Here is a 25,450-nt window from a genome sequence, read left to right as displayed (position 1 = left end):
TTGTGCCACGCCGGGCCGGCCGCGTCACGCAAGCCCATGGTCGAGGTGCGGGGCTGCGTAGTCGCCCGTGCTTGGCAATTGTGACAGCGGCTATTATCTCGACGGAGGAAACGCCGGGCCAGCTCCGCTGAACAATGCCCGCATCAACGAAAAGCGGTCACGCCGGTGAACCTGCCCAACACGATCACGATCGCGCGCATTTTCATGGTGCCTGTGGTGGTGTGGGCGATCACCGCCGGCGAGCCGGCCATCGCCTTCTGGCTGTTCCTCGCCGCCGGCGTGTCGGATGCGGTCGACGGCTTCATCGCCAAGCGCTTCGGCCTGCAGAGCGAGCTCGGCGCCTATCTCGACCCGCTGGCCGACAAGGCGCTGCTGGTGTCGATCTATGTGACGCTCGCCATCGCCGGCGCCGTACCGCAATGGGTCGCCATCGCCGTGGTCTCCCGCGACATCATGATCGTCTCGGCCGTCATGCTCTCCTGGGTGCTGGGCAAGCCGGTGCTGATCCAGCCGCTCGTGGTCTCCAAGCTGAACACCACCGCGCAGATCGCCTTCGCCGCCTTCATGCTCGCCTCGCTCGGCTTCGGCTTCGCGCCCGGGCCGCTGTTTCAGCTCGGCCTCGTCGCGGTGGGCGGCTTCACCGTGCTGTCCGGGCTCGCCTATCTCGCCGAATGGGCGCGCCACATGGCGGCGTGAGGCGCGGCTGCATCGAAAGCCGGCAGGCGGCGTCGCCGCGCATGCATTTGTCCGATAAGTGTGATTCCATGTGCGGCGAGACGCCGAAGGCCGGCCGGATTCGGACGGCGAAGAGTTCCTGCCGGGATGGTTCTGCCGAGATGGTTCTGCATCGACAGGTGATGTTCTGGCTGATCGTGCTGGCGGTGTTCATCTTCGCCTGCTGGCTGCTGTCGAGCGTGCTGCTGCCCTTCGTCGCCGGTCTCGCGCTCGCCTATTTCCTCAATCCGCTCACCACGAGGCTGGAGCATTGGGGCGTCGACCGGCTGGCCGCCTCGCTGATCATGATCGGCTGCACGCTGCTGCTGATCATCCTGCTGCTGCTGCTGGTCATCCCGATCCTCGGGGCGCAGCTCGCCGCCTTCGTGGAGCGCCTGCCGGAATACATCGTCAAGCTGCAGACCCTTGCCACCAGCGAGGGCGCCACCTGGCTGCGCGGCGTCATCGGCGACCGGCTGCCGAACATCCAGGGCAGCCTGTCGCAGCTCGCGACCCAGGGCGCAGCCTATCTCCTGAGCCTGCTGCAGTCGATCTGGACTGGCGGGCAGGCGCTGATCTCGCTGTTCTCGCTGCTCGTCATCACCCCGGTCGTCGCCTTCTACATGCTCAACGACTGGAACCGCATGGTGGCGAAGGTCGATTCATGGCTGCCGCTGAACAACCGCGACACCATTCGCCAGCTCGCCCGCGAGATGGACGCCGTGATCGCCGGCTTCGTGCGCGGCCAGTCCGTCGTCTGCCTGCTGCTCGGCTCCTTCTATGCGGTGAGCCTGACGCTGGCGGGACTGAATTTCGGACTGGTGATCGGCTTCGTCTCCGGCCTCGTCACCTTCATCCCCTATGTCGGCTCGCTGACCGGCCTGGTGCTGGCGACCGGCGTCGCCATCGTCCAGTTCTTCCCGGACTGGACGATGATCGCGATCATCGTCGCCATCTTCTTCTTCGGCCAGTTCGTCGAGGGCTACATCCTCTCGCCCAAGCTGGTCGGCGACAGCGTCGGGCTGCATCCGGTCTGGCTGATGTTCGCCCTGCTCGCCTTCGGCTATCTGATGGGCTTCCTCGGCCTGCTGCTGGCGGTGCCGCTGGCGGCGGCGGGGGGCGTGCTGGTGCGCTTCGCTATCCAGCAATATCTCCACAGTCCGCTCTACACCGGCGAGGAGCCGGGAGCTTCCGAGCACAATGTGAGTTGAGCACCATGGCGGCGCGTCAATTGCCGCTCGACCTCCCCCACACCGAGAGCCGCGCGCGGTCCGACTTCCTCGAAGGGGAGACCAACCGGCAGGCACTGGCATTGATCGACGCCTGGCCGGCCTGGCCGGCGCCCGCCATGGCGCTCGTCGGGCCGCCCGGCGCCGGCAAGAGCCATCTGGCGGCCCTCCTCGCCGCTCGCGCCGGGGCGAACCCGGTATCGGCCGTCGGGCTGACCGCCGAGCAGGTGCCCGGCGCGCTGGCCGGAGGACTGGCCGTCATCGAGGATATCGACCGCGCGCCGCTCGACGAGGCGGCGCTGTTCCACCTCCTGAACCTCGCCCGCGAGCAGGGCGCGAGCGTGCTGCTGACCGCGCGCGAGACGCCGGCCTCCCTTGCCGCGCGGCTGGCGACGCGCGATCTCGCCTCGCGGCTGCGTGCCGTGCCGGTGGTGGAGATCGCGGCGCCGGACGACGTGCTGCTCGGCGCCATCGCCCTGAAGCTGTTCGCCGACCGGCAGATCGTGCCGGACGAGGGGCTGGTCGGCTTCATCCTGCTGCGCATCGAGCGCTCGGTGGCGGCGCTGCGCGAGGTGGTGGCGGAACTCGACCGCGAGGCGCTGGCGCGCAAGCGCCCGGTCACGCGAGCGCTGGCCTCCGAAGTGCTGCGCAGCCGGGCGGTAGGCGAGGGCGGCGAGACGGAGGACGAAACTTGACCTATCGTCACACCCCAAATGTCATTGAGCCGTCATGAAGCGCGGTGAAGTTCCCGCCCATCGACGCAACGGAAGCGGTCGGCGCCGTGCGAAAGCGGGCGGCGAGAAGCGCAGCGAGGGAGACGGGCCAGTGACCCAGACCGAACAGCATGCGGTGGTGGAGCTGAGGCCGGACGACGCGGCTTCGGTCGCCGAATCCGACCTTCTGCGCACGCCGGAACGCTTCATCAACCGCGAGCTTTCCTGGCTGCAGTTCAACCGCCGCGTGCTGGAGGAGGCCGCCAACAAGGCGCATCCGCTGCTTGAGCAACTCCGCTTCCTGTCGATCTCGGCGAACAATCTCGACGAGTTCTACATGGTCCGCGTCGCCGGCCTGAAGGAGCAGGTGCGCGAGGGCTTCAACGCCAAGAGCCCGGACGGCCTGTCGCCCGCCGAGCAGCTGCCGCTGATCGCCGCCGAGGTCGCTGCGCTGGCGAGTGACCAGCAGACGCGCTGGCGCGAGCTGCGCGTGGTGCTCGCCGATGCCGGCATCGTGCTCGTCGAGAACGCCGACCTGCGCAAGGCCGACCGCGCGCTGCTCGACGAGCATTTCCTGCAGCACGTCTTCCCGGTGCTGACGCCGCTCGCCATCGACCCGGCACACCCGTTCCCCTTCATCCCCAATCTCGGTTTCTCGCTGGCACTCCAACTCTCGCGCATCAGCGATGGGCGGGCGATGAACGCGCTGATCCGCGTGCCGGCCAAGATCGACCGCTTCATCCGCCTGCCGGACGGCGAGAACGGCATCGCCCGCTTCATCACCCTCGAACAGATGATGGGCCTGTTCGTCGGCCGCCTGTTCCCCGGCTATCAGGTGAAGGGGCAAGGCGGCTTCCGCATCATCCGCGACAGCGACCTCGAAGTTGAGGAAGAGGCCGAGGACCTCGTGCGCCAGTTCGAGACGGCGCTGAAGCGCCGGCGCCGCGGCTCGGTGATCCGCCTCGAATTCGACTCCGCCGCGCCGGAGGAGCTGCGCAACTTCGTCGCCCGCGAGCTCGGCGTGGCGGATGATGAGATCTTCCGCGTCGACGGTGTCCTCGCCCTCAACGAGTTCAGCCAGTTGGTCTCGCTGGAGCGGCCGGACCTCAAGTTCAAGCCCTATAACCCGCGCTTCCCCGAGCGCATCCGCGACCATGCGGGCGACTGCTTCGCGGCGATCCGCGAGAAGGACCTCGTGGTCCACCACCCTTATGAATCCTTCGACGTGGTGGTGCAGTTCCTGCGCCAGGCGGCGCGCGACCCCAACGTCGTCGCCATCAAGCAGACGCTCTACCGCACCTCTTCCGACAGCCCGATCGTCAAGGCGCTCGCCGAGGCCGCCGAGGCCGGCAAGTCGGTCACCGCGCTGGTCGAGCTGAAGGCCCGCTTCGACGAGGAGGCCAACATCCGCTGGGCGCGCGACCTGGAGCGCGCCGGCGTGCAGGTGGTGTTCGGCTTCCTGGAGCTGAAGACCCACGCCAAGCTCTCGCTCGTCGTGCGCCGCGAGGGCGGGGCGCTCGCCAGCTACTGCCATGTCGGCACCGGCAACTACCACCCGATCACCGCGCGCATCTACACCGACCTGTCCTTCTTCACCGCCGATCCGGTGATCGGGCGCGACGTGGCGCGCATCTTCAACTTCATCACCGGCTATGCCGAGCCGGCCGAGCTGGAGGCGATGGCGGTCTCGCCGCTGACGCTGAAGCAGCGCATCCTCGACCACATCGACGCCGAGATCGGTTTCGCCAAGGCCGGCAAGCCGGCGGTGATCTGGCTCAAGATGAACTCGCTGGTCGACCCGACCATCATCGACGCGCTCTACCGCGCCAGTGCGGCGGGCGTGAAGACCGACATCGTGGTGCGCGGCATCTGCTGCCTGCGTCCCGGCGTGCCGGGGCTCTCCGACAACATCCGCGCGAAGTCGATCGTCGGCCGCTTCCTCGAACATGGCCGCATCTACTGCTTCGGCAACGGCCACGGCCTGCCGGACCCGAAGGCGGCGCTCTACATCTCCTCGGCCGACCTGATGCCGCGCAATCTCGACCGCCGCGTCGAGGCACTGTGCCCGATCACCAACCCGACCGTTCACCAGCAGATCCTCGACCAGATCATGGTCGCCAATTTCGAGGATAACCAGCAGAGCTGGCGCCTGTTGCCGGATGGCACATCCGAACGCATAGTGCCGGCCGCTGGCGAAGAACCCTTCAACGCCCAGCAGTACTTCATGACGAATCCGAGCCTGTCTGGACGTGGGAAGTCGCTCAAAGAATCGTCGCCGCGAAACCTCGTCCGTCGCCGCGACCGCGCGTGACTGGACGATGGAAGTCTCCCGCGATGCCCCGGGGCGCATCGTCCAGGGCGAGCCGATCGCCGTCATAGACATCGGCTCGAACTCCGTCCGTCTGGTCGTCTATGAGCGCCTGTCGCGCTCGCCGACGCCGATCTTCAACGAGAAGGCGCTCTGCGGCCTCGGCCGCGAGGTGATGACCACCGGGCGGCTGAATCCCGAGGCTGTGGAAAAGGCGCTCGCGGCGCTGCGGCGTTTCCGCGCCCTGTGCGACCGCATGGGGGTCGGCACGCTGCGCGTGCTCGCCACCGCTGCGGCGCGCGACGCCTCGAACGGGCCGGCCTTCGTCGCCGAATGCAGCGCCATCTGCCGCGCCGATGTCGAGCTGCTCTCCGGCAAGCGCGAGGCCCAGCTCTCCGCGCTCGGCATCCTGTCCGGCGTGCACCGTCCGAACGGCATGGTCGGCGACCTCGGCGGCGGCTCGCTGGAGCTCGCCGACGTCCATGGCCACAGAATCGGCACCGGCGTCACCTTTCCGCTCGGCGGCCTCGCCCTGCAGGACACCTCCGGCCGCTCGCTGAAGAAGGCCGACAAGATCGTCCGCGACGTGCTGGCCAAGGATTCGCACCTCGACCACCTGAAGGGCCGCACCTTCTACGCCGTCGGCGGCACCTGGCGCGCGCTGACCCGCCTACACATGTGGCAGCGCGGCTATCCGCTGCATGTGATGCACGGCTATGTGCTGCCGGCCAAGGAGGCGCTGGAATTCGCCCGGCTGGTGCGCCGCGTGCCGGTCGACACGCTGTCCAAGATCGAGATGGTGCCCGATGTGCGCCGCCCGCTGCTCGCCTATGGCGCGCTGGTGCTGGAGCACATCATCCGTATGGGCAAGCCGGCCAACATCTTCGTCTCCGCGCTCGGCGTGCGCGAGGGCCTGCTCTACGAGGCGCTCCCCGAGGAGGAGCAACGCGTCGACCCGCTGATCGCCGCCGCCGCCGAGCTGAACTGGCTGCGCTCGCGCTCGCCGCGCCACGGCGAGGAGCTGATCGACTGGACCGACCGTTTCATGGATTCGACCGGCATCGACGAGAGCGCCGAGGAGAAGCGCCTGCGCCATGCTGCCTGCCTGCTCGCCGACATCGGCTGGCGGGCGCATCCTGACTATCGCGGCGAGCAGAGCCTCAACATCATCGCCCATGCCGCCTTCATCGGCGTCGACCATCCCGGCCGCGCCTTCATCGCGCTGTCGATCTTCTACCGCCATGTCGGGCTGGTGGACGACGAGCTCTCGCCGCGCATCCGCGAACTGGTCACTACGCGCCTGCTCGACCGCGCCCGCATCCTCGGCGCGGCGATGCGCGTCGGCTACCTGCTCTCCGCCGCCATGCCGGGCGCCCTGCCGCTGACCCCGCTCGCGGTCGAGCGCGGCAAGCTGACCCTGCATTTGCCCGGCGAGTTCGCGCAGCTTTCGGGCGACCGGATCGCCTCACGCCTGAAGACGCTCGGCCGGCTGATCGGCCGGGACGCGGTGGTCGTCGAATAGGCAGGAGGCAGCCGGCCGAGCCGCGCCCGAGGCCGGTCCGGTGGCGGCTATTCGCCCGGGCGCTCGACCGCGATCACGCGGCCCTTCTGCATGGCGAGGGCGAGGCGACCCGCCTTCAGCGCCAGCGCCCGCTCGCCGAACAGCTCGCGCCGCCAGCCCTTCAGCGCCGGAACGTCCGCCTCGTCCTCGCTGGCGATGCGCTCGAGGTCGTCCACCGTGCCGAGCACCTTGGCGGCGACGCCATACTGCTCGGAGGTCATGCGCAGCAGCACCTTGAGCAGCTCGACCGTCGCCGAGGCGCCGTTCGACAGGCCGCGGTCGCGCTCGATACGGGGCAGCGTCTTGGGGTCGCGCGCGAGCCCGGCCTTGACCACCTCGATGATCTGCTCGCCGGCCCGCGACCGTTCGAAGCCCTTGGGGATCGAGCGCAACTGGCCGAGCCGTTCCGGCGTGGTCGGCTGCTGGGTGGCGATCTCGCCGATCACCTCGTCCTTGAGGATGCGCGAGCGCGGGATGTCGCGGCTCTGCGCCTCGCGCTCGCGCCAGGCGGCGATCTCGATGAGAACCGCTAGTTCCTTAGGCTTGCGGGCGCGCGAGCGCAGCCGTTCCCAGGCGTGCTGCGGCTCCTGCCGGTAGGTGTCCGGCGAGGTGAGCACGGCCATCTCCTCGCTCACCCATTCGCGGCGCCCGCGCTTGGCGAGGTCGGTGTCGAGCTTGTGGTAGACGTCGCGCAGATGCGTCACGTCCGCCTCGGCATAGGTGATCTGCGCGGTCGAGAGCGGCCGGCGCGACCAGTCGGTGAAGCGCAGCGACTTGTCGAGCACGTGGCCGGTCAGGCGCTGCACGAGCTGGTCGTAGGAGATGGAGTCGCCGTGGCCGAGCACCATGGCGGCGACCTGCGTGTCGAACACCGGATGCGGGATGATGCCGGCGAGGTGCCAGACGATTTCGATGTCCTGCCGCCCGGCATGGAACACCTTCAGCACCTTCTCGTCGGCCATGAGGTCGAAGAAGGGCTTGAGGTCGAGACCCTCGGCCAGCGCGTCGACCACGACGGCCTCGTCCGGGCTCGCGAGCTGGACCACGCAGAGCTTCGGCCAGAAGGTGGTCTCGCGCAGGAACTCCGTGTCGACGGTGACGAAGGGATGGCGCGAGAGCCGCTCGCAGGCGGCGGAAAGAAGTTCGGTGGTCGCAATCATATCCATATCGTCACGGTTCTTAGCGGAGTCGCCCGCGCGAGACGAACAAAATCGACGGCAAAACGCCCTGCATCCTCATGCGCGCGGCGCCGACTCCCGGTAGAGAGATAGCCGCAATGTTCTTGCCGGCGCCGCCGGCATCGAGGGGATCACCATGAAGAAGCTGCTTGCCGTCTCCGCTGTGCTTGCGACGCTTGCCGCCGTTCCGGCGACGGCGGCCGAACGGATCAAGGTCGGGGTTCTGGTCTGCAATGCCGGTGCCGCCATCGGCATGATCATCGAGTCGAAGCAGCAGTTGAACTGCACCTACACCCCCGCCAACAACGCGCCCCCGCAGCATTATCTCGGCAGCATCCAGAACATCGGCCTCGATCTCGGCGTGACCGGCGGCGGGGTGATGACCTGGGGCGTGCTGGCGGTGACGAACGAGGTGGCGCCCGGCGCGCTCGCCGGCCCCTATGGCGGCGTCTCCGGCAATGTCGCGCTCGGCGTCGGCCTCGGCGCCAACGTGCTGGTCGGCTCCAGCAATTCCTTCGCGCTGAACCCGGTCTCGGTGGAAGGCAATGTCGGCGCCTCGCTCGCCCTCGGTGTCGCCGGCCTGACGCTCACCTACGCGCCGTAGGCGGCGGACGCCGTCGGTTTGTCGGTCTTGTCGGCCGACATTCCTTGACAAAACCGACACTGCATGCACCCCTCCGCCCGCCTCGCGGAGGGGTGTTTTCGTGCCGCCCCGCAAGGACAAGCTTCTCTTCTGATGTCGGCCTTTCGGGATTTCGCCATGCACCGCTATCGCACCCACACCTGCGGCGCCCTTCGCCTCGACCATGTCGGGCAGACGGCGCGCCTTTCCGGCTGGTGCCACCGCATCCGTGACCATGGCGGCGTGCTGTTCATCGACCTGCGCGACCACTACGGCCTGACGCAGGTCGTGGTTGATCCCGACAGCCCGGCCTTCAAGCTCGCCGAGACCGTGCGCTCGGAATGGGTGATCCGCGTCGACGGGCGCGTGCGCAACCGCCCGGCCGGCACCGAGAACCCCGACCTGCCGACCGGCGCGGTCGAAGTCTATGCGACCGAGCTCGAAGTGCTCGGCCCGGCGGCGGAGCTGCCGCTGCCCGTCTTCGGCGACATCGAGTACCCGGAGGAGACGCGGCTGCGCTACCGCTTCCTCGACCTGCGCCGCGAGAAGCTCCACCGCAACATCATGAAGCGCGGCGCCATCATCGACGCCATGCGTCGGCGCATGAAGGATCAGGGCTTCTTCGAGTTCCAGACGCCGATCCTCACCGCCTCCTCGCCGGAGGGCGCGCGCGACTTCCTCGTGCCGAGCCGCATCCATCCCGGCACCTTCTACGCGCTGCCGCAGGCGCCGCAGCAATACAAGCAGCTCATCATGATGAGCGGCTTCGACCGCTACTTCCAGATCGCCCCCTGCTTCCGCGACGAGGACCCGCGCGCCGACCGCCTGCCGGGCGAGTTCTACCAGCTCGACCTCGAGATGAGCTTCGTCGAGCAGGAGGACGTCTTCGCCGCCGTCGAGCCGGTGATCCGCGGCGTGTTCGAGGAGTTCGCCGACGGCAAGCCGGTGACGCAGTCCTTCCCGCGCATCCCCTACGCCGAGTCGATGCGCAAATACGGCACCGATAAGCCGGACCTGCGCAACCCGCTGGTGATGCAGGACGTCTCCGAGCATTTCCGCGGTTCCGGCTTCAAGGTGTTCGCGCGGATGCTCGAATCCGAGAAGAACCAGGTCTGGGCGATCCCCGGTCCGGGCGGCGGATCGCGCGCCTTCTGCGACCGCATGAATTCATGGGCGCAGGGCGAGGGCCAACCGGGGCTCGGCTACATCATGTGGCGCGAAGGCGGCGAGGGGGCTGGCCCGATTGCCAACAACATCGGCCCTGAACGCACCGCCGCTATCCGCGAGCAGCTCGGCCTGAAGGAGGGCGATGCCGCCTTCTTCGTCGCCGGCGACCCGGAAAAGTTCGTCAAGTTCGCCGGCGCCGCTCGCACCAAGGTGGGTGAGGAGCTCAAGCTGGTCGACTTCGACCAGTTCGCGCTCGCCTGGATCGTCGACTTCCCGTTCTACGAATGGTCGGAGGACGAGAAGAAGGTCGACTTCTCGCACAACCCCTTCTCCATGCCGCAGGGCGGGCTCGACGCGCTGAAGAACGAAGATCCGCTCTCGATCAAGGCGTTCCAGTACGACATCGCCTGCAACGGCTACGAGATCGCCTCCGGCGGCATCCGCAACCACCGCCCCGAGGCGATGGTGAAGGCGTTCGAGATCGCCGGCTATGACGAGGCGACGGTGGTCGAGCGCTTCGGCGGCATGTACCGCGCCTTCCAGTATGGCGCGCCGCCCCATGGCGGCATGGCGGCGGGCGTCGACCGCATCGTCATGCTGCTCTGCGGCACCTCGAACCTGCGTGAGATATCGATCTTCCCGATGAACCAGCAGGCTCAGGACATATTGATGGGCGCGCCCGCACCGGCGACGCCGAAGCAACTGCGCGAGCTGCACATCCGGGTCAACGCGCCGGAGAAGTGAGGGGCGTCAACGCCCCTCAGCCTCGCTCTCGCACCAGCCCGGCCTCGATCAGCGAGGAAACACCCTCGAAGCGCCGCGAGCCGTCATGGAACAGCGGCGGCAGCTCGCCGCTGGCGATCTTGCGGTGATAGAGCCGGTAATGCGAGGTGTGCTGTCCGCCGACGTCGCCCTCGGCGACGCGCGCCTCGAAGTCCTGCAGATATTTGAAGTGCAGCAGCGCGCCCCATTCATCCGCGAGCCTGAGGCGGCGGGCGATGGAATGCTGGCCCGAGGAGAGCCGGTCGCCGGCCTTCGCCCGCCACAGCGGGATCTTGCTCATCGCCGGACGCGAGGAGATCCAGACGCGGCGCAGCCACCGCCAGGCGAGGAACTGGCCGGCGCGTCCGGCGAGGCCCGGCTCGGGGCGGCGCTCCAGCGGGAAGAAGCGGGCGATCAGCGCCTTGTCGCGCGCGGTCGCCGGACGCTTCTCGAAGAACAGGCGCTGGCGAGTGCCGCCGACGATGTAGAACTCCGGCGTCAGGTCGCCCCGGTGCATCAGCGCGCGCGAGAGCAGCATGTAGCCCTCGTCGTCGAAATAGGGGCAGGAGGCGAGGAAGGGCTCGCCCGGCCGGTAGCCGAGTTCGCTCAAGGAGCCGTCGCCATACATGTCGACGAGGCTCGCGAACAGCGCCTCCTCGCCGTGGCGCTCCATCTCGGCGACCAGCGCGGGAAGGCTCCGCTCCGGCCAGCCGGGATAGACGAGGAGCTCGTCGGCATCGAGCACCAGTGCCCAGCGCCCGTCGAGAAAGCTGTCGACGACCGTCTGGATCCACGTCTCCTTGAGATCGCGGAAGGCGCCGCGCGCCGGGATGCGCGTCACGTCCGGCGCCGCGTCGAGCAGCGCCGCCGTACCGTCGGTCGAGCGGTCGTCGATGACGAGGAAGCGCGTGACGCCGACGGCGCGGTGGTGGTCGAGGAAATGCGGCAGCCGCAGCGCCTCGTCATGCACGACGGCGACCACCGTCGGCGCGCTGCCGGTGAGCGTCACATCCGGCGGCGGCCGGCCGAAGACCTCCTCGAAGCCGGGCATCGGATCAGCGCGTCGTCGTCGCCTCGATCGACACCTCGTCGATGAGCGCCATCGGGTCCGACTGGAGCGCCGCCACCGCATCGACCAGCGGCAGGCTGCGCTTCGGCGTGATCTTCAGCGACAGCGTGCTGCCCGGCTGGCGCAGGAAGGCGACGATCGCCTCGCCGGCCGGGGCGAGGTCCGGCCGGTCGGCGGCGAGCTGGCCGATCATCAGCTCGGCGAGGCCGGCGAACAGGTCGCGCACCGCATCGGGACTGGCGCCCTGTTCCTCGGCCATCTGCTTCAGCTTGAGCTGATAGAGGCCGGAATCGGCGAGCGTCAGCTCGGCCGAGGTCAGCGTCGCCGTCTCGGCCGCCACCACCAGCTTCTCAGGCGCGGCGGCGAAGGCGTCGCGGCTCACGCCGCCGAGATTCAGCTTGCCAGAGACGGCGAAGGCGTCCTTCACCTGCGCAGCGAGCGGCGCGACGGAGATGCTCTTCTCCGCTTCGTTCCAACTGGCGCCGATGTCGAGCGCCACATCCGCGCGCCTGGCGCCGGCCGCCGCCATCAGCGAGAACGGCTCCTCGTCGCTCATGGCGGAGATCGGCCCGGCGACGCGCAGCGTGCCGGAGAGGCGGCCCGGCAGCACGCCGACGAAATCGCCCCAGTCCAGCTTCAGCTTCGCGACCTGGATCGGGCCGTCGTCGGCATTCTCCGCCGGTGCTTCGAGCCCGGCGATCTCCACGCCCTCGACGAGATGCAGCGCCCTGAGCTGCTCGGGCAGGGAATGCAGTGCGGCGGGATTCGCGCTTGCCCTGCCGAGATAGTCCATCAGCCCGCCCGGCCTCAGCCCGTTGATGGCGAACAGGTCGAGCTTCACCGGCTTGCCGTCGTCGGTGCCGGCGAAGCCTTCGAGCGCGAAAGCCGCCAGCCGGCCGTCGGCGAGCGGGCCCATGCGCATGGCCTTCATCGTGCCCTGCTGGCCGTCGGGATCGATCATGGTCACGTCGGTGAAGGCGACACCGCCAAGGCGCATCGAATCATAGAGCTTACCCAGCGCCGTCAGCATGCGCCCGAGCTCGGCCGGATCGGCGTCGCCGCCATCGGCTTCGGATTGCTGGACGCGCTGCCCGGCCTCGATAACCTGCGCCAGCGGAAAGCCGGCCGGCTTCACCGCGAGGTCGTCGAGGCGCAGCGAGCCGACCTGCTGCCGGGTGCCGTTGTCGAGGCTGACGCGGTAGCCCTCGACGGCGATGCGCCCATAGACGGTGCGGTACTCCTGGTCGCCGTTCTGCGGATCGAGCAGGCTGAGGCCGGTGCCGACGTCGACCGCCTCGGCGGTGATCCGCCCGATCTCGCCGCTGCCCGATTCCTTCGGCCGGTCCTTCGGGCCCTTGAGCGTGAAGGTGGCAGGCTCGAAGGTCGCGCGTGCCACCCGGCCGCCGGAAATCTCGTCGAAGGTCACCGCACCATAGGCGACGTCGAGCGCGGTGGCGGCGTCGCCGGAGCCGCTGCGGGTCGCGGCGGTCACGCGCGGCAGGGTGATCTTCGCCGCCGCGCTTTCCTTTAGGAAGGCGAGCAGCACCCGCCACGCCTCGCCACCGGCCACGCGAATCTGCTGCGGGCCCTCATAGCGTTCGACCGTCGCCAGCGGCAGGCGGTAGCTCGCCTCGATGTCTGAGCCGGCGAACATCGGGCCGTCGAAGGCGAGGTCGACGATCTCGATGCGGTCGGCCTTGACCCGTCCCGGCGCCGGCTCACCGAGGCCGGCGGCGGTGACGCGGCCGATCCTGGTTACGCCGCCCTGGTTCGGATAGGTGAGGGTGATGTCGGTCACTTCGAGCGTGCGGCTCAGCAGGCGGAAGTCGACCGCGCCGCGGGTCGCCTCGATGCCGCTGCCCTTCAGATTGGCCAAGGCCGCGTCGATTTGCCGGGTCGCTTCGGCCCTCGCATAGGCGTCGACCCCGAAATAGCCGCCGACGCCGACGGCGATCAGCACGAGGAGGGCGATGAGGATCTTGCGCATGCGTGCCTGACCTGAACGTGGCTGAATCTGAACGAGGCTGACGTGGACCTGGCCGACTTGGACGTACCCGGCCCGGAGCGGCGCCTGATCGCGTCGCAACCCCGTGCCGCAATGGAACGCCGAACTGCGGCCAATTCAATCGACCAAAAAGCCATTGTGCGGCATTTCAAAGTTCGTATTCTCCGGCCGCCGTTCCGGCGGGGAAGGAAATTTCGCGATGGCCTCTTATATTTCTGACGATCTTCGCTCGGGCGCGATGGTGTATCACCGGCTGCCGCGTCCCGGAAAGCTCGAAATCCAGCCGACCAAGCCGCTCGCGAACCAGCGCGATCTCGCGCTCGCCTACACCCCCGGCGTCGCCGCCGTCTGCGAGGCCATCGCCGCCGACACCGCGCTTGCCGCCGAGCTGACCACCAAGCAGAACCTCGTCGCCGTCGTCTCCAACGGCACCGCCGTGCTCGGCCTCGGCAATATCGGCCCCGAGGCCTCCAAGCCGGTGATGGAGGGCAAGGCGGTCCTGTTCAAGAAATTCGCCGGCATCGATGTGTTCGACATTGAGATCAAGGCGCTCGAGGTCGACCATGTGGTGACCGTCGTCGCCGCGCTGGAGCCGACCTTCGGCGGCATCAATCTCGAGGACATCAAGGCGCCGGAGTGCTTCGAGATCGAGGCACAACTGCGCGCCAAGATGAACATCCCGGTCTTCCACGACGACCAGCACGGTACCGCGATCATCGTCGCCGCCGCGATCGTCAATGCGCTGCACATCGGCGCCAAGAAGATCGAGGACGTGAAGATCGTCACCTCGGGCGCTGGCGCGGCGGCCATCGCGACGCTGAACCTGCTCGTCTCGATGGGCGCAAAGCGCGAGAACATCTGGGTCACCGACATCGAGGGCGTGGTCTATGAGGGCCGGCAGGCGCTGATGGACCCCTATAAGGGCGTCTTCGCGCAGAAGACCGACGCCCGGACGCTGGCCGAGGTGATCGTCGGTGCCGACATCTTCATAGGCCTGTCCGCCGGTGGCGTGTTGAAGCCGGAGATGCTGAAGACGATGGGCGAGCGGCCGCTGATCATGGCGCTCGCCAACCCGACGCCGGAGATCATGCCCGACATCGCGCGCGACGCGCGGCCCGACGCAATGATCTGCACCGGGCGCTCGGACTTCCCGAACCAGGTCAACAACGTTCTGTGCTTCCCCTTCATCTTCCGCGGTGCGCTCGATGCCGGCGCCACCACCATCAACGAGGAGATGAAGATCGCGGCGGTGAACGCCATCGCCGAGCTCGCCCGCGAGACGCCCTCCGACGTCGTCGCCCGCGCCTATGGCGGCGAGACTCCGGTGTTCGGCGCCACCTCGCTCATTCCCTCGCCCTTCGACCCGCGTCTCATCCTGCGCGTCGCCCCGGCAGTGGCGAAGGCGGCAATGGACAGCGGCGTCGCGAAGCGCCCGATCGCCGATTTCGATGCCTATCTCGAACAACTCGACCGGTTCGTGTTCCGCTCCGGCCTGGTGATGAAGCCGGTCTTCGCCGCCGCCCGGCAGGCGCCGAAGCGCGTCATTTACGCCGAGGGCGAGGACGAGCGCATCCTGCGCGCCGCGCAGGTGGTGGTTGAAGAGGGTATCGCCCGCCCGATCCTGATCGGCCGCCCGGCGGTGATCGACACCCGCCTTGAGCGCTTCGGCCTCTCCATCCGGCCGGGGCAGGACTTCGAGCTGATCAATCCCGAGGACGATCCGCGCTATCGCGACTACGTGCAGACCTATGTCGAGCGCGCCGGCCGGCGGGGCGTGACCCCGGAGCTCGCCCGCACGCTGGTGCGCACCACGCCGACGGTGATCGCCGCGCTCGCCGTCATGCGCGGCGACGCCGACACCATGCTGTGTGGCGTCGAGGGGCGCTTCATCCGCCATCTGCGGCACATCCGCACCATCATCGGCCTCGCGCCCGGCGTGCGCGACGTCTCCGCGCTGTCCATGCTGCTGACCCAGAAGGGCGCCTTCTTCCTCTGCGACACGCAGGTTTCGACGGACCCGAGCGCCGAGGACCTGGTCGAGATGGCGATCCTCGCCGCCAGCCACGTGAAGCGCTTCGGCATCGAGCCGCGCATCGCCATGCTGTCGCATTCCGATTTCGGCAGCCGCGACGATGAGAGCGCGAAGAAGATGCGCGCCGCCACCGGGCTGATGCACCAGCGCGCGCCAGAACTGATGGTGGACGGCGAGATGGAGGGCGACAGTGCCCTCGTGCCGGAGATGCGCGAGCGCGTGCTGCCGGGCAGCCGGCTGCAGGGCGTGGCGAACATCCTCGTCATGCCGAATCTCGACGCGGCCAACATTTCTTACCAGATGGTCAAGGTGTTCGGCGACGCGCTGCCCGTCGGGCCGATCCTGCTCGGCACGGCGCGCCCGGCGCACATCCTCACCCCCTCGGTGACGGCGCGTGGCATCGTCAACATGACGGCGCTCGCGGTGGTGGAGGCGCAGGCCTGCTGAAGCTGCGGTTCCTTCCGTTGCGTTCATCCGCCGTTCGGAATGGATCGGCTAGATACGTGACATGAAAGACGTATCCGCCGCGCGCGGATGCCGCCACCGGAGACGAAACATGCTCACTCGTGCCTCTCTCGCCGCCCTTCTTGTCGCCGGCGCCTTCGCGTCCGCCACGCCGGCCTCGGCCCAGAACAACACCGCCGCCGGCGCGGCGGTCGGTGCCGTCACGGGCGCCATCATTGGCGGTGCGGTGACCGGCCGCGCGGGCGGCGCGGTCGCCGGCGCGGTGATCGGCGGCGCGACCGGCGCCGCGGTAGGTGCCGCCAGCGACCGCCGGCGCGCCGGCTATTACTACTGGTCGGGCGGGCGGTGCTTCTATCACTACCCGAACGGCGCCGTCGCCCGCGTCGATCGCAACTACTGCTATTGATCGATCCCGTCCGCCGTGCCGGGCCTGACCGCCCCGCACGGCGTTTTCGTCCTCGTCGTGCAAAAGCCACAATTTCGTCCAAGCTGTGGCGCCGTCGACTTTGGCCGAACAACTGGGCGTTCCGTCTGAACCCTTCAGGACGTGCGATCTGATTCTTCTCCAAAACTCGATCTGAACAGAACGGGCGGCTGTGCGTTAGCTCGTTCGTCGCGCAACACTCTCTGAAGGTTTCCCTATGGCTGATACCGGCACCGTCAAGTGGTTCAACGAGCAGAAGGGCTACGGCTTCATCCAGCCGGACAGCGGCGGTAAGGACGTGTTCGTCCACATCAGCGCCGTCGAGCGTTCCGGCCTGCGCGGCCTGCGCGATGGCGAGAAGGTCTCGTTCGAGCTGCAGACCGACCAGCGCTCGGGCAAGACGTCTGCGGTCAATCTGCGCGTCGGCTGAGACCGGCGGGAGCTGCCGTTACGGCATACTCTCCCGTGACATTTGAACCGTTCCCGGTTCTGCCATGAGCCGCGAGCCGCCATTGCCTTTCGGTGATGGCGGTTTCCCGCTTTTGGCAATCGTACGAATTGGACGCGGGTGCTCTTGCATCGCCCGCCATTCCGTCTAGTCTCTGCGCAGATTTTGGCCGGACGACTGGGGCGTTTCGCCAGCATGATGCGGGCGCACGTTCAGCTTCTCTTCCAATATCGACCGATGGCTGGTGGCTTTGGCGGCGGCCGGCCGGAATGCGCAACCTGAATCTGAGAGACTTGAGACTATGTCTACCCTGACCGGCACCGTTAAGTGGTTCAACGACCAGAAGGGCTACGGCTTCATCCAGCCGGACTCCGGCGGCAAGGACGTGTTCGTTCACATCAGCGCGGTTCAGCGCTCGGGCCTGCAGGGCCTGCGCGATGGCGAGAAGATCTCCTTCGAGCTGCAGACCGACCAGCGTTCGGGCAAGACCTCCGCGGTCAACCTGCGCACCGCCTGAGGCGGCGCGGGTTTCGGCCCGCATGCGTTGCATAAGATCGGGCGGGCACCCGCCCCATCCATCTTCAGGCCGTCGTCCCTTCCGGGGCGGCGGCCTTTTCATTCGAATCCCTGCCGGGCGGATCAGCCGTGGCCGTAGCGCCGGCCGGCCTCGATGGCGAGGCCGGTGCCGACCGACCCGAAAGTGTCGCCGTCGACCACCCGCGCGCCCGGCGCCGCCGCGACGATCGCCCGATAGACATGGGGCAGGCGGGTCGAGCCGCCGGTCATGAACACGGCGTCGATGTCGTCGATGTCAAGCCCGGCCTGCTCCAGGCAGATGTCGATGCGCGCCGCGATCCGCCGCGCCAGCTCCGCTGTATGGCTGACGAGTCCCGCGACGGTGATCTCCGTCGTGAGCGCGGCCTCCAGCCAGCCGAGATCGACTCTTACGCTGTCGGCGGAGGAGAGGGCGATCTTCGCCTCTTCCGTCTGCATGGCGAGGGTGTGGCCGCGCTGCTCCGCGATCACCCGGATCAGCCGATCGACGAGCTTCGGCCGCGCCGCCTCGCGCCGCACTTCCTGGAGCTCGCGCAGCGTGCGGCTGTTGTAGAGCCGGTTGATGCTCGACCAGGTGGCGAGCTCGTGGAAATAGCCGCTCGGCACGTCGCGGCCGGGCTTCTTCATAGGACTGCGATAGCCGAGCAGCGGCATCAGCTCGCCGAGGCTGAGCAGGCGGTCGAAATCGGTGCCGCCTATGCGCACGCCGTCATTGGCAAGGATGTCGGCGGCGCGGTCGGCGTGCCGATGGCGCTCGGCGGAGAGCCGGACGATCGAGAAATCCGAGGTGCCGCCGCCGATGTCGGCGATCAGCGCGATCTCCTCGCCGCTCACCTGCTGCTCATAGTCGAAGGCGGCGGCGATCGGCTCGTACTGGCAGGACACCTCGGCGAAGCCGATGCCGTGCGCCACCTCGCGCAGCACTGCCTCCGCCTTGTCGTTGGCGCGCGCGTCATTGTCGACGAAGAACACCGGCCGGCCGAGCACCACCGCCTCGATGGGACGGCCGGCATCGATCTCCGAGCGCGCCTTCACCTTAGCCAGGAAATCGCCGATCACGTCGCGGAACCCGATGGCGGCGCGCCCGATCTGCGTCTTCTCGTCGATCAGCGGGCTACCGAGCACGGCTTTCAGCGAGCGCATGAGCCGCCCGTCGTCGCCTTCCGCATAGCGGCCCATGGCGGCACGCCCGATCGCGGCGGCGCCGTCGCGCCCATAGAACACCGCGCTCGGCACCGTGACCTTGTCGCCCTCGAGCGCGGCAAGGCGCGGCCCGTTCGCCATGGCGAGGCCGAGCGTCGTGTTGGAGGTGCCGAAATCGAGGCCGCAGGCGAGCATGGGAAAGGCGTCTCCGGTCGGGTGGGCCGGCGCCTTTGGACCAGCAATGTGGCCGCAATGGCGCCGGAGGGCGATTCAGCTTCGGCTGTTGGCGTAATGCAGACCGGGCGCGGCGTGAACCCGGCGGAACTCGATCACCCTGCCGCCGAGGTCGAGCGCCGTACGGTCGACCTCCAGCACCGGCGTGCCGAGTGCGACGTCGAGATGCTCGGCATCCGCCGCATCGGCCACGGCGGCGCGAATCTCCTCGTCGACCCGCACAATGAGGATGTGGAAATTCTGGTCGAGGAAGCTCGACAGGCTGACCGGGCTGGTCTGCGCGATCAGCCGCCCGGCGCCGGGACAGAGGTCCTCGCGCAGCACGATGCGCTCCAGCAGCGCCGGTCCTCCGCCCGGCGCGGTGCGCCGGCGCAGCACCCGCGCCACCGCGGTGCCGCGGTTGACGCCGAGCCGGCGCGCCTCCGTCACTGTCGCGCGGGAGGAGGTGCATTCGAGATAGAGGCTCTGGTCGGTGCGGCGGCCGTCGTCGGTGCGGAAGCGCAGGAAGCGGAAGGGGCGGGCCGGCGTGCGGTTGGTGGCGATGGTGGTGCCGCGCCCGCGCCGCCGGTCGACAAGGCCGCTCTGCGCCAACTGGTCGATCGCCTTGCGCGCCGTGCCGACGCTCACCTCATAGGCGGCGGCGAGCGCCACCTCGCTCGGCACCAGTTCGCCGGGGCGCCATTCGCCGCTGAGGATGCGGCGGACGAGGTCGTCCTTCATCCGCTGATAGAGCGGACGGCCATCCGCTCCGTCCTCGGCGATCATGCCCATGCTGTGTGCATCCGTGATGAGGCATCCGCGCACTCGGCGCGATGCGTGCCGTAACATAGCGATAACTATGGTGTATTCAAGTCGTCCTGCGCAGTGCGGTGGCACGCATGCTTCCAGATCCGATGGCAGAAACGGGCGATATAGCGATGGAATATCGCTTTATCCGCCATGCCGCCTCCGCGACTGACCTCGGCCAGAAATGTGTTGACCTCGCACGAATACTCTAGTGTATGTGCGCCACGCGGGCACGGCGCTGTCGACCCTATGCCGGCCTGATCGACCAGCGGAGCAGGGGCCAGAATCGCCTGCCGGCGCGATGCCGGCCGCTCCGTCCGATACGCATGAAAGGAGCCGGCCGACATGATCCCCGCCACCATGACGCCGCCGCTCCTCGACATCTGGCAGTTCATCTTCGTCGGCGGGGTGGCCTTCGTGGCGGCGGTGATCGGAGGCGTGTCGAGCTTCGGTTCCGGCCTGCTGCTGTCGCCCTTCCTGGCGCCGATCGTCGGCATCAAGGCGGTGGTGCCGGTGATCGCGGTGGCGATGACCTTCGGCAATCTCTCGCGCGTCGCCGTCTACCGGCAGGATATCAATTTCCGTATCGTGCTGACGGTGCTAGCGGCGGCGCTGCCGGGCGTGGCGCTCGGTACCTGGCTGAACGACCTGATGCCGCGCGATCCGCTGGCGCTGGTGCTGGGCCTGTTCCTGATTCTCACCATCCCGCTGCGCCGGGTGCTGACGCGCCGCAAGATCGCGCCGAGCTTGCCGGCGATCATCGGCACCGCCTTCCTGTTCGGGACCGTCACCGGCCTGCTGCCGGCGGGTGGGGTCATCGTGCTGCCTCTGCTGCTCGGGCTCGGGCTGACCGGCGGTGGGCTGGTCGGCACCGATGCCTTCATCGGCGTCGTCGCTAGCCTCGCCAAGGTCGGCATGTTCGTCATCCTCGGCGTGCTCGACATGCAGCTTTTCCTCGCCGGCGTGATGATCGGCCTGTGCATGATCCCCGGCGCCTATGGCGCGCGCTGGCTCATCCGGCGCCTGCACGTGCATGTGCACACGGCGATCATAGAGGCGCTGGTGGCGTTCAGCGGCATCTCCTTCATCTGGTCGGCGCTGGCGGGCTGAGGCCGGACGGAGGGCCAATCGGCGCTCGCTCCGGTCAGATCACGCGCGGACGCTCCAGCAGCACCATGGGCTTGCCGTTATAGAGGCCCTCGGCGAACACCGCGAAACCGAGCTTGCGCGCGACGTGCAGCGAGGCGGCATGGTTGGGCTGGATCATGCAGGTGATGCGCGATCCCGATCCGTGGAGTGCCGCCCAGTCGAGGGCCGCGCGCATCGCTTCCTCGGCCAGTCCCTTTCCTTGCGCGGAGCCGGTGAGCGCCCATCCGGCCTCCATCGTGCCCTCGATCGAGGGGGCCAGCGTGCGCTTGAGGTCGTGGAAGCCGGCCTCGCCGAGAAAGGCGCCCGAAGCCCGGTCCTCGATGGCGAAGAGCCCGAAGCCGAGATGGTGCCACAGCCCGACCTGCCGCAGGAACCGGACCCACGCCGCCTCGCGGGAGAGCGGCATGCCGCCGATGAAGCGGACCACCGAGGGCTCCGCCCACATCGCCGCATAGGCGTCGAACTCGTCGAGCCGGTAGGGTCGAAGGCGCAGGCGCGGCGTCTCAAGCGTGGGGATGATCGGCATAGTCACACGGGGCGGGCAGGGGTGGTCGTGCGTTCCGGCGGCGGGTCGGTCCGCCGGCCGATGGTAGTCGAGTCCCGCCGTCAGATCGAGCGGCCGTCGAACGGGGCAGGGGAGAGGCCGGCGACCTCGACATTCTTCAGCGAGCGGACATTCACCGCCACCATCGGCGTGCCGTCGGGCGCCGTCGCCCGCGCGAAGGTCTCGGCCCCGCACACGGTGCAGAAGCTGTGACGGATGACATGGCGGTTGAAGAGGTATTCGCGCAGTTGGTCCGCGCCGGAGCGCAGCTCGAATTCCGTCTCGAGCGTGAAGGCGAGGATCAGCCCCTTGGCCGAGCAGATGGAGCAGTTGCAGGCGATCGTCTTCGACAGGTCGAGGCTCGCCTCGAACTGCACCGCGCCGCAATGACAAGCGCCGGAAAGGCGGCGAGGAGCGGTTTCGGAAGCTTCGGACATGCGGTTCTCCAGTCGGCGCGGCTGCGGAAGGCCGGCAGGGTGGACGAGGCGACCTGGGATGTCGAGCAGACCACCGCCGACTGTCGCAGCCAATGAAAAAAGGCCGGATCGCGCGATCCGGCCTTTCAAGGAGCTTTGCGAAGGCGAGCCTTTCAGCTCATCGCGGGGAGGCGCTCACGAGCACCCCGTCGTGCTTCCGCAGGTCTCGCACTTCAGGCACGTGCCGTTGCGTACCAGCGTGAAGTTCTGGCACTCGGGGCAGGCCTCGCCCTCATAACCCTTGGCCTTGGCGATGGCTCTCGCCTCCGCCTTGGTCGGCTGCGGCGGGGCGGCCGACGCGCCCCAGGGCAGGGCCTCCGTGCTCGCCACATCCTCGTCCTCGTCCTCCTCGACCGAGGGCTTCAGCGCGGTCGCGCCCTGGGTCAGGCCGCCGCGCAGCGCGGTGACGTTGGACGCTGAAGCCGAGCGCGGCTCGCCGCCGGCGGCCGCCGGCAGCACTACGAGGTTTACCGGCTTGCCGCGCGTCAGCCCCTTCGAAACCATGCGCGCCGCCGCGGCCTGCGCCGCCGGGGAGGGCTTGCCCTCGTCCACGCCCTTGCCGAGCGCGTCGAAATGCGACTCCGCCGGCTCGACATGGCCGAGATCGTTGCGGCCGAGATAGGAGACCGCGAGCTCACGGAAGATGTAGTCGAGGATCGAGGTCGCGTATTTGATGGTGTCGTTGCCCTGCACCGGGCCCGCCGGCTCGAAGCGGGTGAAGGTGAAGGCGTCGACATATTCCTCCAGCGGCACGCCATATTGCAGGCCGAGCGAGATGGAGATGGCGAAGTTGTTGATGAGGGAGCGTAGCGCCGCGCCCTCCTTGTGCATGTCGATGAAGATCTCGCCCAGTCGCCCGTCGTCATATTCGCCGGTGCGCAGATAGACCTTGTGGCCGCCGACCACCGCCTTCTGGGTGTAGCCCTTGCGGCGGTCCGGCATCTTCTCGCGCTCGCGGATGGCGACGACACGCTCCACGATCTTCTCGACGATCTTCTCCGAGATCTGTGCCGCCCGCGCCGCCGCCGGCTGCGCGATCAGCGCCTCCACCGCGTCCTCCTCGTCCTCGTCGTCCGAGACGAGCTGGGAATTCAGCGGCTGCGAGAGCTTGGAGCCGTCGCGGTAGAGCGCGTTGGCCTTCAGTGCGAGCCGCCAGGAGAGGATATAGGCCGCCTTGCAGTCCTCGACGGTCGCCTCGTTCGGCATGTTGATGGTCTTGGAGATCGCGCCCGAGAGGAAGGGCTGCGCCGCCGCCATCATGCGGATGTGGCTCTCCACCGAGAGGAAGCGCTTGCCGATGCGCCCGCAGGGATTGGCGCAGTCGAACACCGGATAGTGCTCGAGCTTCAGGAACGGCGCGCCCTCAAGCGTCATGGCGCCGCAGACATGGATGTTCGCGGCCTCGACGTCCTTCTTTGAGAAGCCGAGGAAGGGCAGCAGCTCGAAGGCCGGATCGGCCAGCTTGTCGGCGGGGACGCCCAGCCTGGCCAGCGTCTCGTCGCCGAGAGTCCAGCGGTTGAACACGAACTTGATGTCGAAGGCGCTCTTCACACCGGCATCGATCTTGGCGAGCGCGGCGTCGTCGAAGCCGCGGGCGCGCAGCGTCGAATGGTTGATGCTCGGCGCCTGCGCGATCGAGCCGTGGCCGACCGCATAGGCCTCGATCTCGGCGATCTGGCTCTCCGAATAGCCGAGCGTGCGCAGCGCCTCCGGTACGGCGCGGTTGATGATCTTGAAGTAGCCGCCGCCGGCCAGCTTCTTGAACTTCACCAGCGCGAAGTCGGGCTCGATGCCGGTGGTATCGCAGTCCATGACGAGGCCGATCGTGCCGGTCGGCGCGAGCAGCGTGGTCTGCGCGTTGCGGTAGCCATGCGCCTCGCCCAGCGCCAGCGCTTTGTCCCACGCCGCCTTGGCATGGTCGACCAGCGCGGCCTGCGGGCAGGCGGCATGGTCGAGCGGCACCGGGTTGGTGTTCAGCGCCTCGTAGCCGGTCGCCTCGCCATAGGCCGCGCGGCGGTGGTTGCGGATGACCCGCAGCATGTGCGTCGCGTTCGGCTCATAGCCGGGGAAGGGGCCGAGCTCCTTCGCCATCTCCGCCGAGGTGGCATAGGAGACGCCGGTCATGATCGCGGTCAGCGCGCCGCAATAGGCGCGGCCTTCCGGCGAGTCGTAGGGAATGCCCGAGGTCATCAAGAGGCCGCCAATATTGGCGTAGCCGAGGCCGAGCGTGCGGTACTCGTAGGAGAGGCGCGCGATCTCCTTGGAAGGGAACTGCGCCATCAGGATCGAGATTTCGAGCACCACGGTCCACAGCCGGCAGGCATGCTCGTAGCTCTCGACATTGAACCGGCCGTCCGCCTCGCGGAACTGCAGCAGGTTCAGCGACGCGAGATTGCACGCCGTGTCGTCGAGGAACATGTATTCCGAGCACGGGTTCGAGGCGCGGATCGGGCCTGCCGCCGGGCTGGTGTGCCAGTCATTGATGGTGGTGTGGAACTGGATGCCGGGATCGGCGCAGGCCCAGGCGGCGTGGCCGATCTTCTCCCACAGCTCGGCAGCCTTGAGCGTCTTCGTCACCTTGCCGGTGATGCGGGCGGTGAGCTGCCAGTCGGCATCCGCCTGCACGGCATTGAGGAAGGCGTCGTCGACGCGCACCGAATTGTTCGAGTTCTGGCCGGCGACCGTGAGATAGGCCTCCGAATCCCAGTCGGTGTCGTAGATCGGGAACTCGATGTCCTTATAGCCCTGCTTGGCGAACTGGATGACGCGGCGGATGTAGTTCTCCGGCACCTGCGCCTTTTTGGCGGCGCGGATCTCGCGCTTCAGCGCCGGGTTCTTCTCCGGCTCGAAGCAGTCGTCGCCTTCGCCCTCGCAGTTCACGCAGGCCTTCATCACCGCCTTCATGTGCTTGGCGATGATCTTCGAGCCGGTGACGAGGGCGGCGACCTTCTGCTCCTCCTTCACCTTCCAGTCGACATAGGTCTCGATGTCCGGGTGGTCGGCGTCGACCACCACCATCTTGGCGGCGCGGCGCGTGGTACCGCCCGACTTGATGGCGCCGGCGGCGCGGTCGCCGATCTTCAGGAAGGACATGAGGCCCGAGGAGCGCCCGCCGCCGGAAAGCTTCTCGCCCTCACCGCGCAGCGCCGAGAAGTTGGAGCCGGTGCCCGAGCCGTATTTGAACAGGCGCGCCTCGCGCACCCACAGGTCCATGATGCCGCCCTCGTTCACGAGGTCGTCGGCGACCGACTGGATGAAGCAGGCATGCGGCTGGGGATGCTCGTAAGACGACTTCGAGCGGGTCAGCTTGCCGGTGACGTAGTCGACGTAGAAATGGCCCTGGCCGGGGCCGTCGATGCCATAGGCCCAGTGCAGGCCGGTGTTGAACCATTGCGGCGAGTTCGGCGCAGCCATCTGCATGGCGAGCATGTAGCGGTGCTCGTCATAGAAGGCCTGTGCGTCCTCCTCGGCGTCGAAATAGCCACCCTTCCAGCCCCAGTAGGTCCAGGTGCCGGCGAGCCGGTCGAACACCTGACGGGCATCGATCTCGCCGATGAGGCGCTCCTTCTCGGCAAGGGCGGCGAGCGCCTTGTCGTCCGCCGTGCCGCGCCACAGGAAGGAGGGAACGGTCTCTTCTTCGACTTTCTTAAGCCGCGCGGGCACGCCCGCCTTGCGGAAATACTTCTGGGCGAGAATGTCGGTGGCGACCTGGGAGAAGTGCTCCGGCACCTCGATCCCTTCGAGCCGGAAGACGATGGAGCCGTCCGGGTTGCGGATTTCGCTCGTCGCCGTGCGGAACGCGATGTCCGCATAGGGAGAACGACCGGCCTTCGTGTAACGGCGCTCGATGCGCATGATCTTCGTCC

General features: G+C 68.1%; 20 protein-coding genes. 12 read left to right on the top strand and 8 right to left on the bottom strand.

Going from position 1 to position 25,450, the window contains the following annotated elements:
• The first annotated feature begins 165 nt into the window (after positions 1-165).
• The 5 genes from U742_RS0117980 (at position 166) to U742_RS0117960 (ending at position 6,486) form a co-directional block, all read left to right on the top strand.
• Positions 166-696 (top strand): CDP-alcohol phosphatidyltransferase family protein, encoded by a 531-nt coding sequence (locus U742_RS0117980; protein WP_029355519.1) that lies wholly within the window; start codon positions 166-168, stop codon positions 694-696.
• Positions 697-836: 140 nt separating this feature from the next.
• Positions 837-1,925 carry an AI-2E family transporter gene (locus U742_RS23635; RefSeq protein WP_029355517.1) on the top strand — a complete coding sequence of 363 codons (1,089 nt, stop codon included), beginning with the start codon at positions 837-839 and terminating at the stop codon, positions 1,923-1,925.
• A gap of 5 nt (positions 1,926-1,930) precedes the next feature.
• Positions 1,931-2,638 carry a P-loop NTPase family protein gene (locus tag U742_RS23630; RefSeq protein WP_029355515.1) on the top strand — a complete coding sequence of 236 codons (708 nt, stop codon included), beginning with the start codon at positions 1,931-1,933 and terminating at the stop codon, positions 2,636-2,638.
• Positions 2,639-2,792: 154 nt separating this feature from the next.
• Positions 2,793-4,967, top strand: a complete 2,175-nt coding sequence (locus U742_RS0117965; protein WP_051661321.1) for an RNA degradosome polyphosphate kinase — start codon at positions 2,793-2,795, stop codon at positions 4,965-4,967.
• Between the two features lie 7 nt (positions 4,968-4,974).
• Entirely contained in the window at positions 4,975-6,486 is a 1,512-nt protein-coding gene (locus U742_RS0117960) for a Ppx/GppA family phosphatase (RefSeq protein ID WP_029355513.1), read from the top strand.
• A gap of 47 nt (positions 6,487-6,533) precedes the next feature.
• On the opposite strand, the gene rnd is transcribed toward U742_RS0117960, so the two are convergent.
• Complete coding sequence (gene rnd / locus U742_RS0117955; protein WP_029355512.1) at positions 6,534-7,691, bottom strand: ribonuclease D; 1,158 nt, start codon at positions 7,689-7,691, stop codon at positions 6,534-6,536.
• A 148-nt stretch (positions 7,692-7,839) separates the two neighbouring features.
• Between rnd and U742_RS0117950 the strand changes: the two genes are divergently transcribed.
• Positions 7,840-8,307 (top strand): DUF992 domain-containing protein, encoded by a 468-nt coding sequence (locus tag U742_RS0117950; RefSeq protein ID WP_029355510.1) that lies wholly within the window; start codon positions 7,840-7,842, stop codon positions 8,305-8,307.
• A gap of 156 nt (positions 8,308-8,463) precedes the next feature.
• Positions 8,464-10,236: an aspartate--tRNA ligase gene (aspS, locus tag U742_RS0117945; RefSeq protein WP_029355508.1), complete on the top strand. Its 1,773-nt coding sequence runs from the start codon at positions 8,464-8,466 to the stop codon at positions 10,234-10,236.
• A 16-nt stretch (positions 10,237-10,252) separates the two neighbouring features.
• Here aspS and U742_RS0117940 read toward each other — a convergent pair whose 3' ends face one another.
• Together U742_RS0117940 and U742_RS0117935 are read right to left on the bottom strand one after the other, a co-directional pair.
• Positions 10,253-11,305 (bottom strand): glycosyltransferase family 2 protein, encoded by a 1,053-nt coding sequence (locus tag U742_RS0117940; RefSeq protein WP_029355506.1) that lies wholly within the window; start codon positions 11,303-11,305, stop codon positions 10,253-10,255.
• A gap of 4 nt (positions 11,306-11,309) precedes the next feature.
• Positions 11,310-13,310, bottom strand: coding sequence for a hypothetical protein (locus U742_RS0117935; RefSeq protein ID WP_029355504.1), 2,001 nt, complete (start codon positions 13,308-13,310; stop codon positions 11,310-11,312).
• Between the two features lie 217 nt (positions 13,311-13,527).
• Between U742_RS0117935 and U742_RS0117930 the strand changes: the two genes are divergently transcribed.
• The 4 genes from U742_RS0117930 to U742_RS0117915 all read left to right on the top strand — a co-directional run bounded on the left by U742_RS0117930 (position 13,528) and on the right by U742_RS0117915 (position 17,214).
• Positions 13,528-15,807, top strand: a complete 2,280-nt coding sequence (locus U742_RS0117930; RefSeq protein WP_029355502.1) for an NADP-dependent malic enzyme — start codon at positions 13,528-13,530, stop codon at positions 15,805-15,807.
• A 109-nt stretch (positions 15,808-15,916) separates the two neighbouring features.
• A complete protein-coding gene (locus U742_RS0117925) occupies positions 15,917-16,231 on the top strand; it encodes a glycine zipper domain-containing protein (protein ID WP_029355500.1) in 315 nt (104 codons plus the stop codon).
• A 235-nt stretch (positions 16,232-16,466) separates the two neighbouring features.
• Positions 16,467-16,679 carry a cold-shock protein gene (locus U742_RS0117920; protein WP_029355498.1) on the top strand — a complete coding sequence of 71 codons (213 nt, stop codon included), beginning with the start codon at positions 16,467-16,469 and terminating at the stop codon, positions 16,677-16,679.
• 319 nt (positions 16,680-16,998) lie between these two features.
• Positions 16,999-17,214 carry a cold-shock protein gene (locus U742_RS0117915; protein ID WP_029355496.1) on the top strand — a complete coding sequence of 72 codons (216 nt, stop codon included), beginning with the start codon at positions 16,999-17,001 and terminating at the stop codon, positions 17,212-17,214.
• A 122-nt stretch (positions 17,215-17,336) separates the two neighbouring features.
• Here the strand turns inward: U742_RS0117915 and U742_RS0117910 are convergent, their stop codons facing one another.
• Both U742_RS0117910 and U742_RS0117905 read right to left on the bottom strand, forming a co-directional pair.
• Positions 17,337-18,590: an Hsp70 family protein gene (locus tag U742_RS0117910; protein WP_029355493.1), complete on the bottom strand. Its 1,254-nt coding sequence runs from the start codon at positions 18,588-18,590 to the stop codon at positions 17,337-17,339.
• Between the two features lie 75 nt (positions 18,591-18,665).
• A complete protein-coding gene (locus U742_RS0117905) occupies positions 18,666-19,400 on the bottom strand; it encodes a GntR family transcriptional regulator (protein ID WP_051661307.1) in 735 nt (244 codons plus the stop codon).
• A 360-nt stretch (positions 19,401-19,760) separates the two neighbouring features.
• On the opposite strand from U742_RS0117905, the gene U742_RS0117900 reads away from it, so the two are divergent.
• On the top strand, positions 19,761-20,525 hold the full coding sequence (locus U742_RS0117900) for a sulfite exporter TauE/SafE family protein (RefSeq protein ID WP_029355489.1): 765 nt from the start codon (positions 19,761-19,763) through the stop codon (positions 20,523-20,525).
• A 34-nt stretch (positions 20,526-20,559) separates the two neighbouring features.
• Here U742_RS0117900 and U742_RS0117895 read toward each other — a convergent pair whose 3' ends face one another.
• From U742_RS0117895 to U742_RS0117885, 3 genes are all read right to left on the bottom strand, one after another.
• Entirely contained in the window at positions 20,560-21,090 is a 531-nt protein-coding gene (locus U742_RS0117895; RefSeq protein WP_029355487.1) for a GNAT family N-acetyltransferase, read from the bottom strand.
• 80 nt (positions 21,091-21,170) lie between these two features.
• Positions 21,171-21,545: a GFA family protein gene (locus U742_RS0117890; protein ID WP_029355485.1), complete on the bottom strand. Its 375-nt coding sequence runs from the start codon at positions 21,543-21,545 to the stop codon at positions 21,171-21,173.
• Positions 21,546-21,719: 174 nt separating this feature from the next.
• A complete protein-coding gene (locus tag U742_RS0117885) occupies positions 21,720-25,439 on the bottom strand; it encodes a vitamin B12-dependent ribonucleotide reductase (RefSeq protein WP_029355483.1) in 3,720 nt (1,239 codons plus the stop codon).
• Between the last annotated feature and the right edge of the window lie 11 nt (positions 25,440-25,450).

The organism is Allobosea sp. 117, from assembly GCF_000702305.1.
GTDB lineage: Bacteria > Pseudomonadota > Alphaproteobacteria > Rhizobiales > Xanthobacteraceae > Ancylobacter.
Note: the sequence above shows the minus strand (reverse complement) of the source record. Positions and strands in the feature narration are given on the sequence as shown.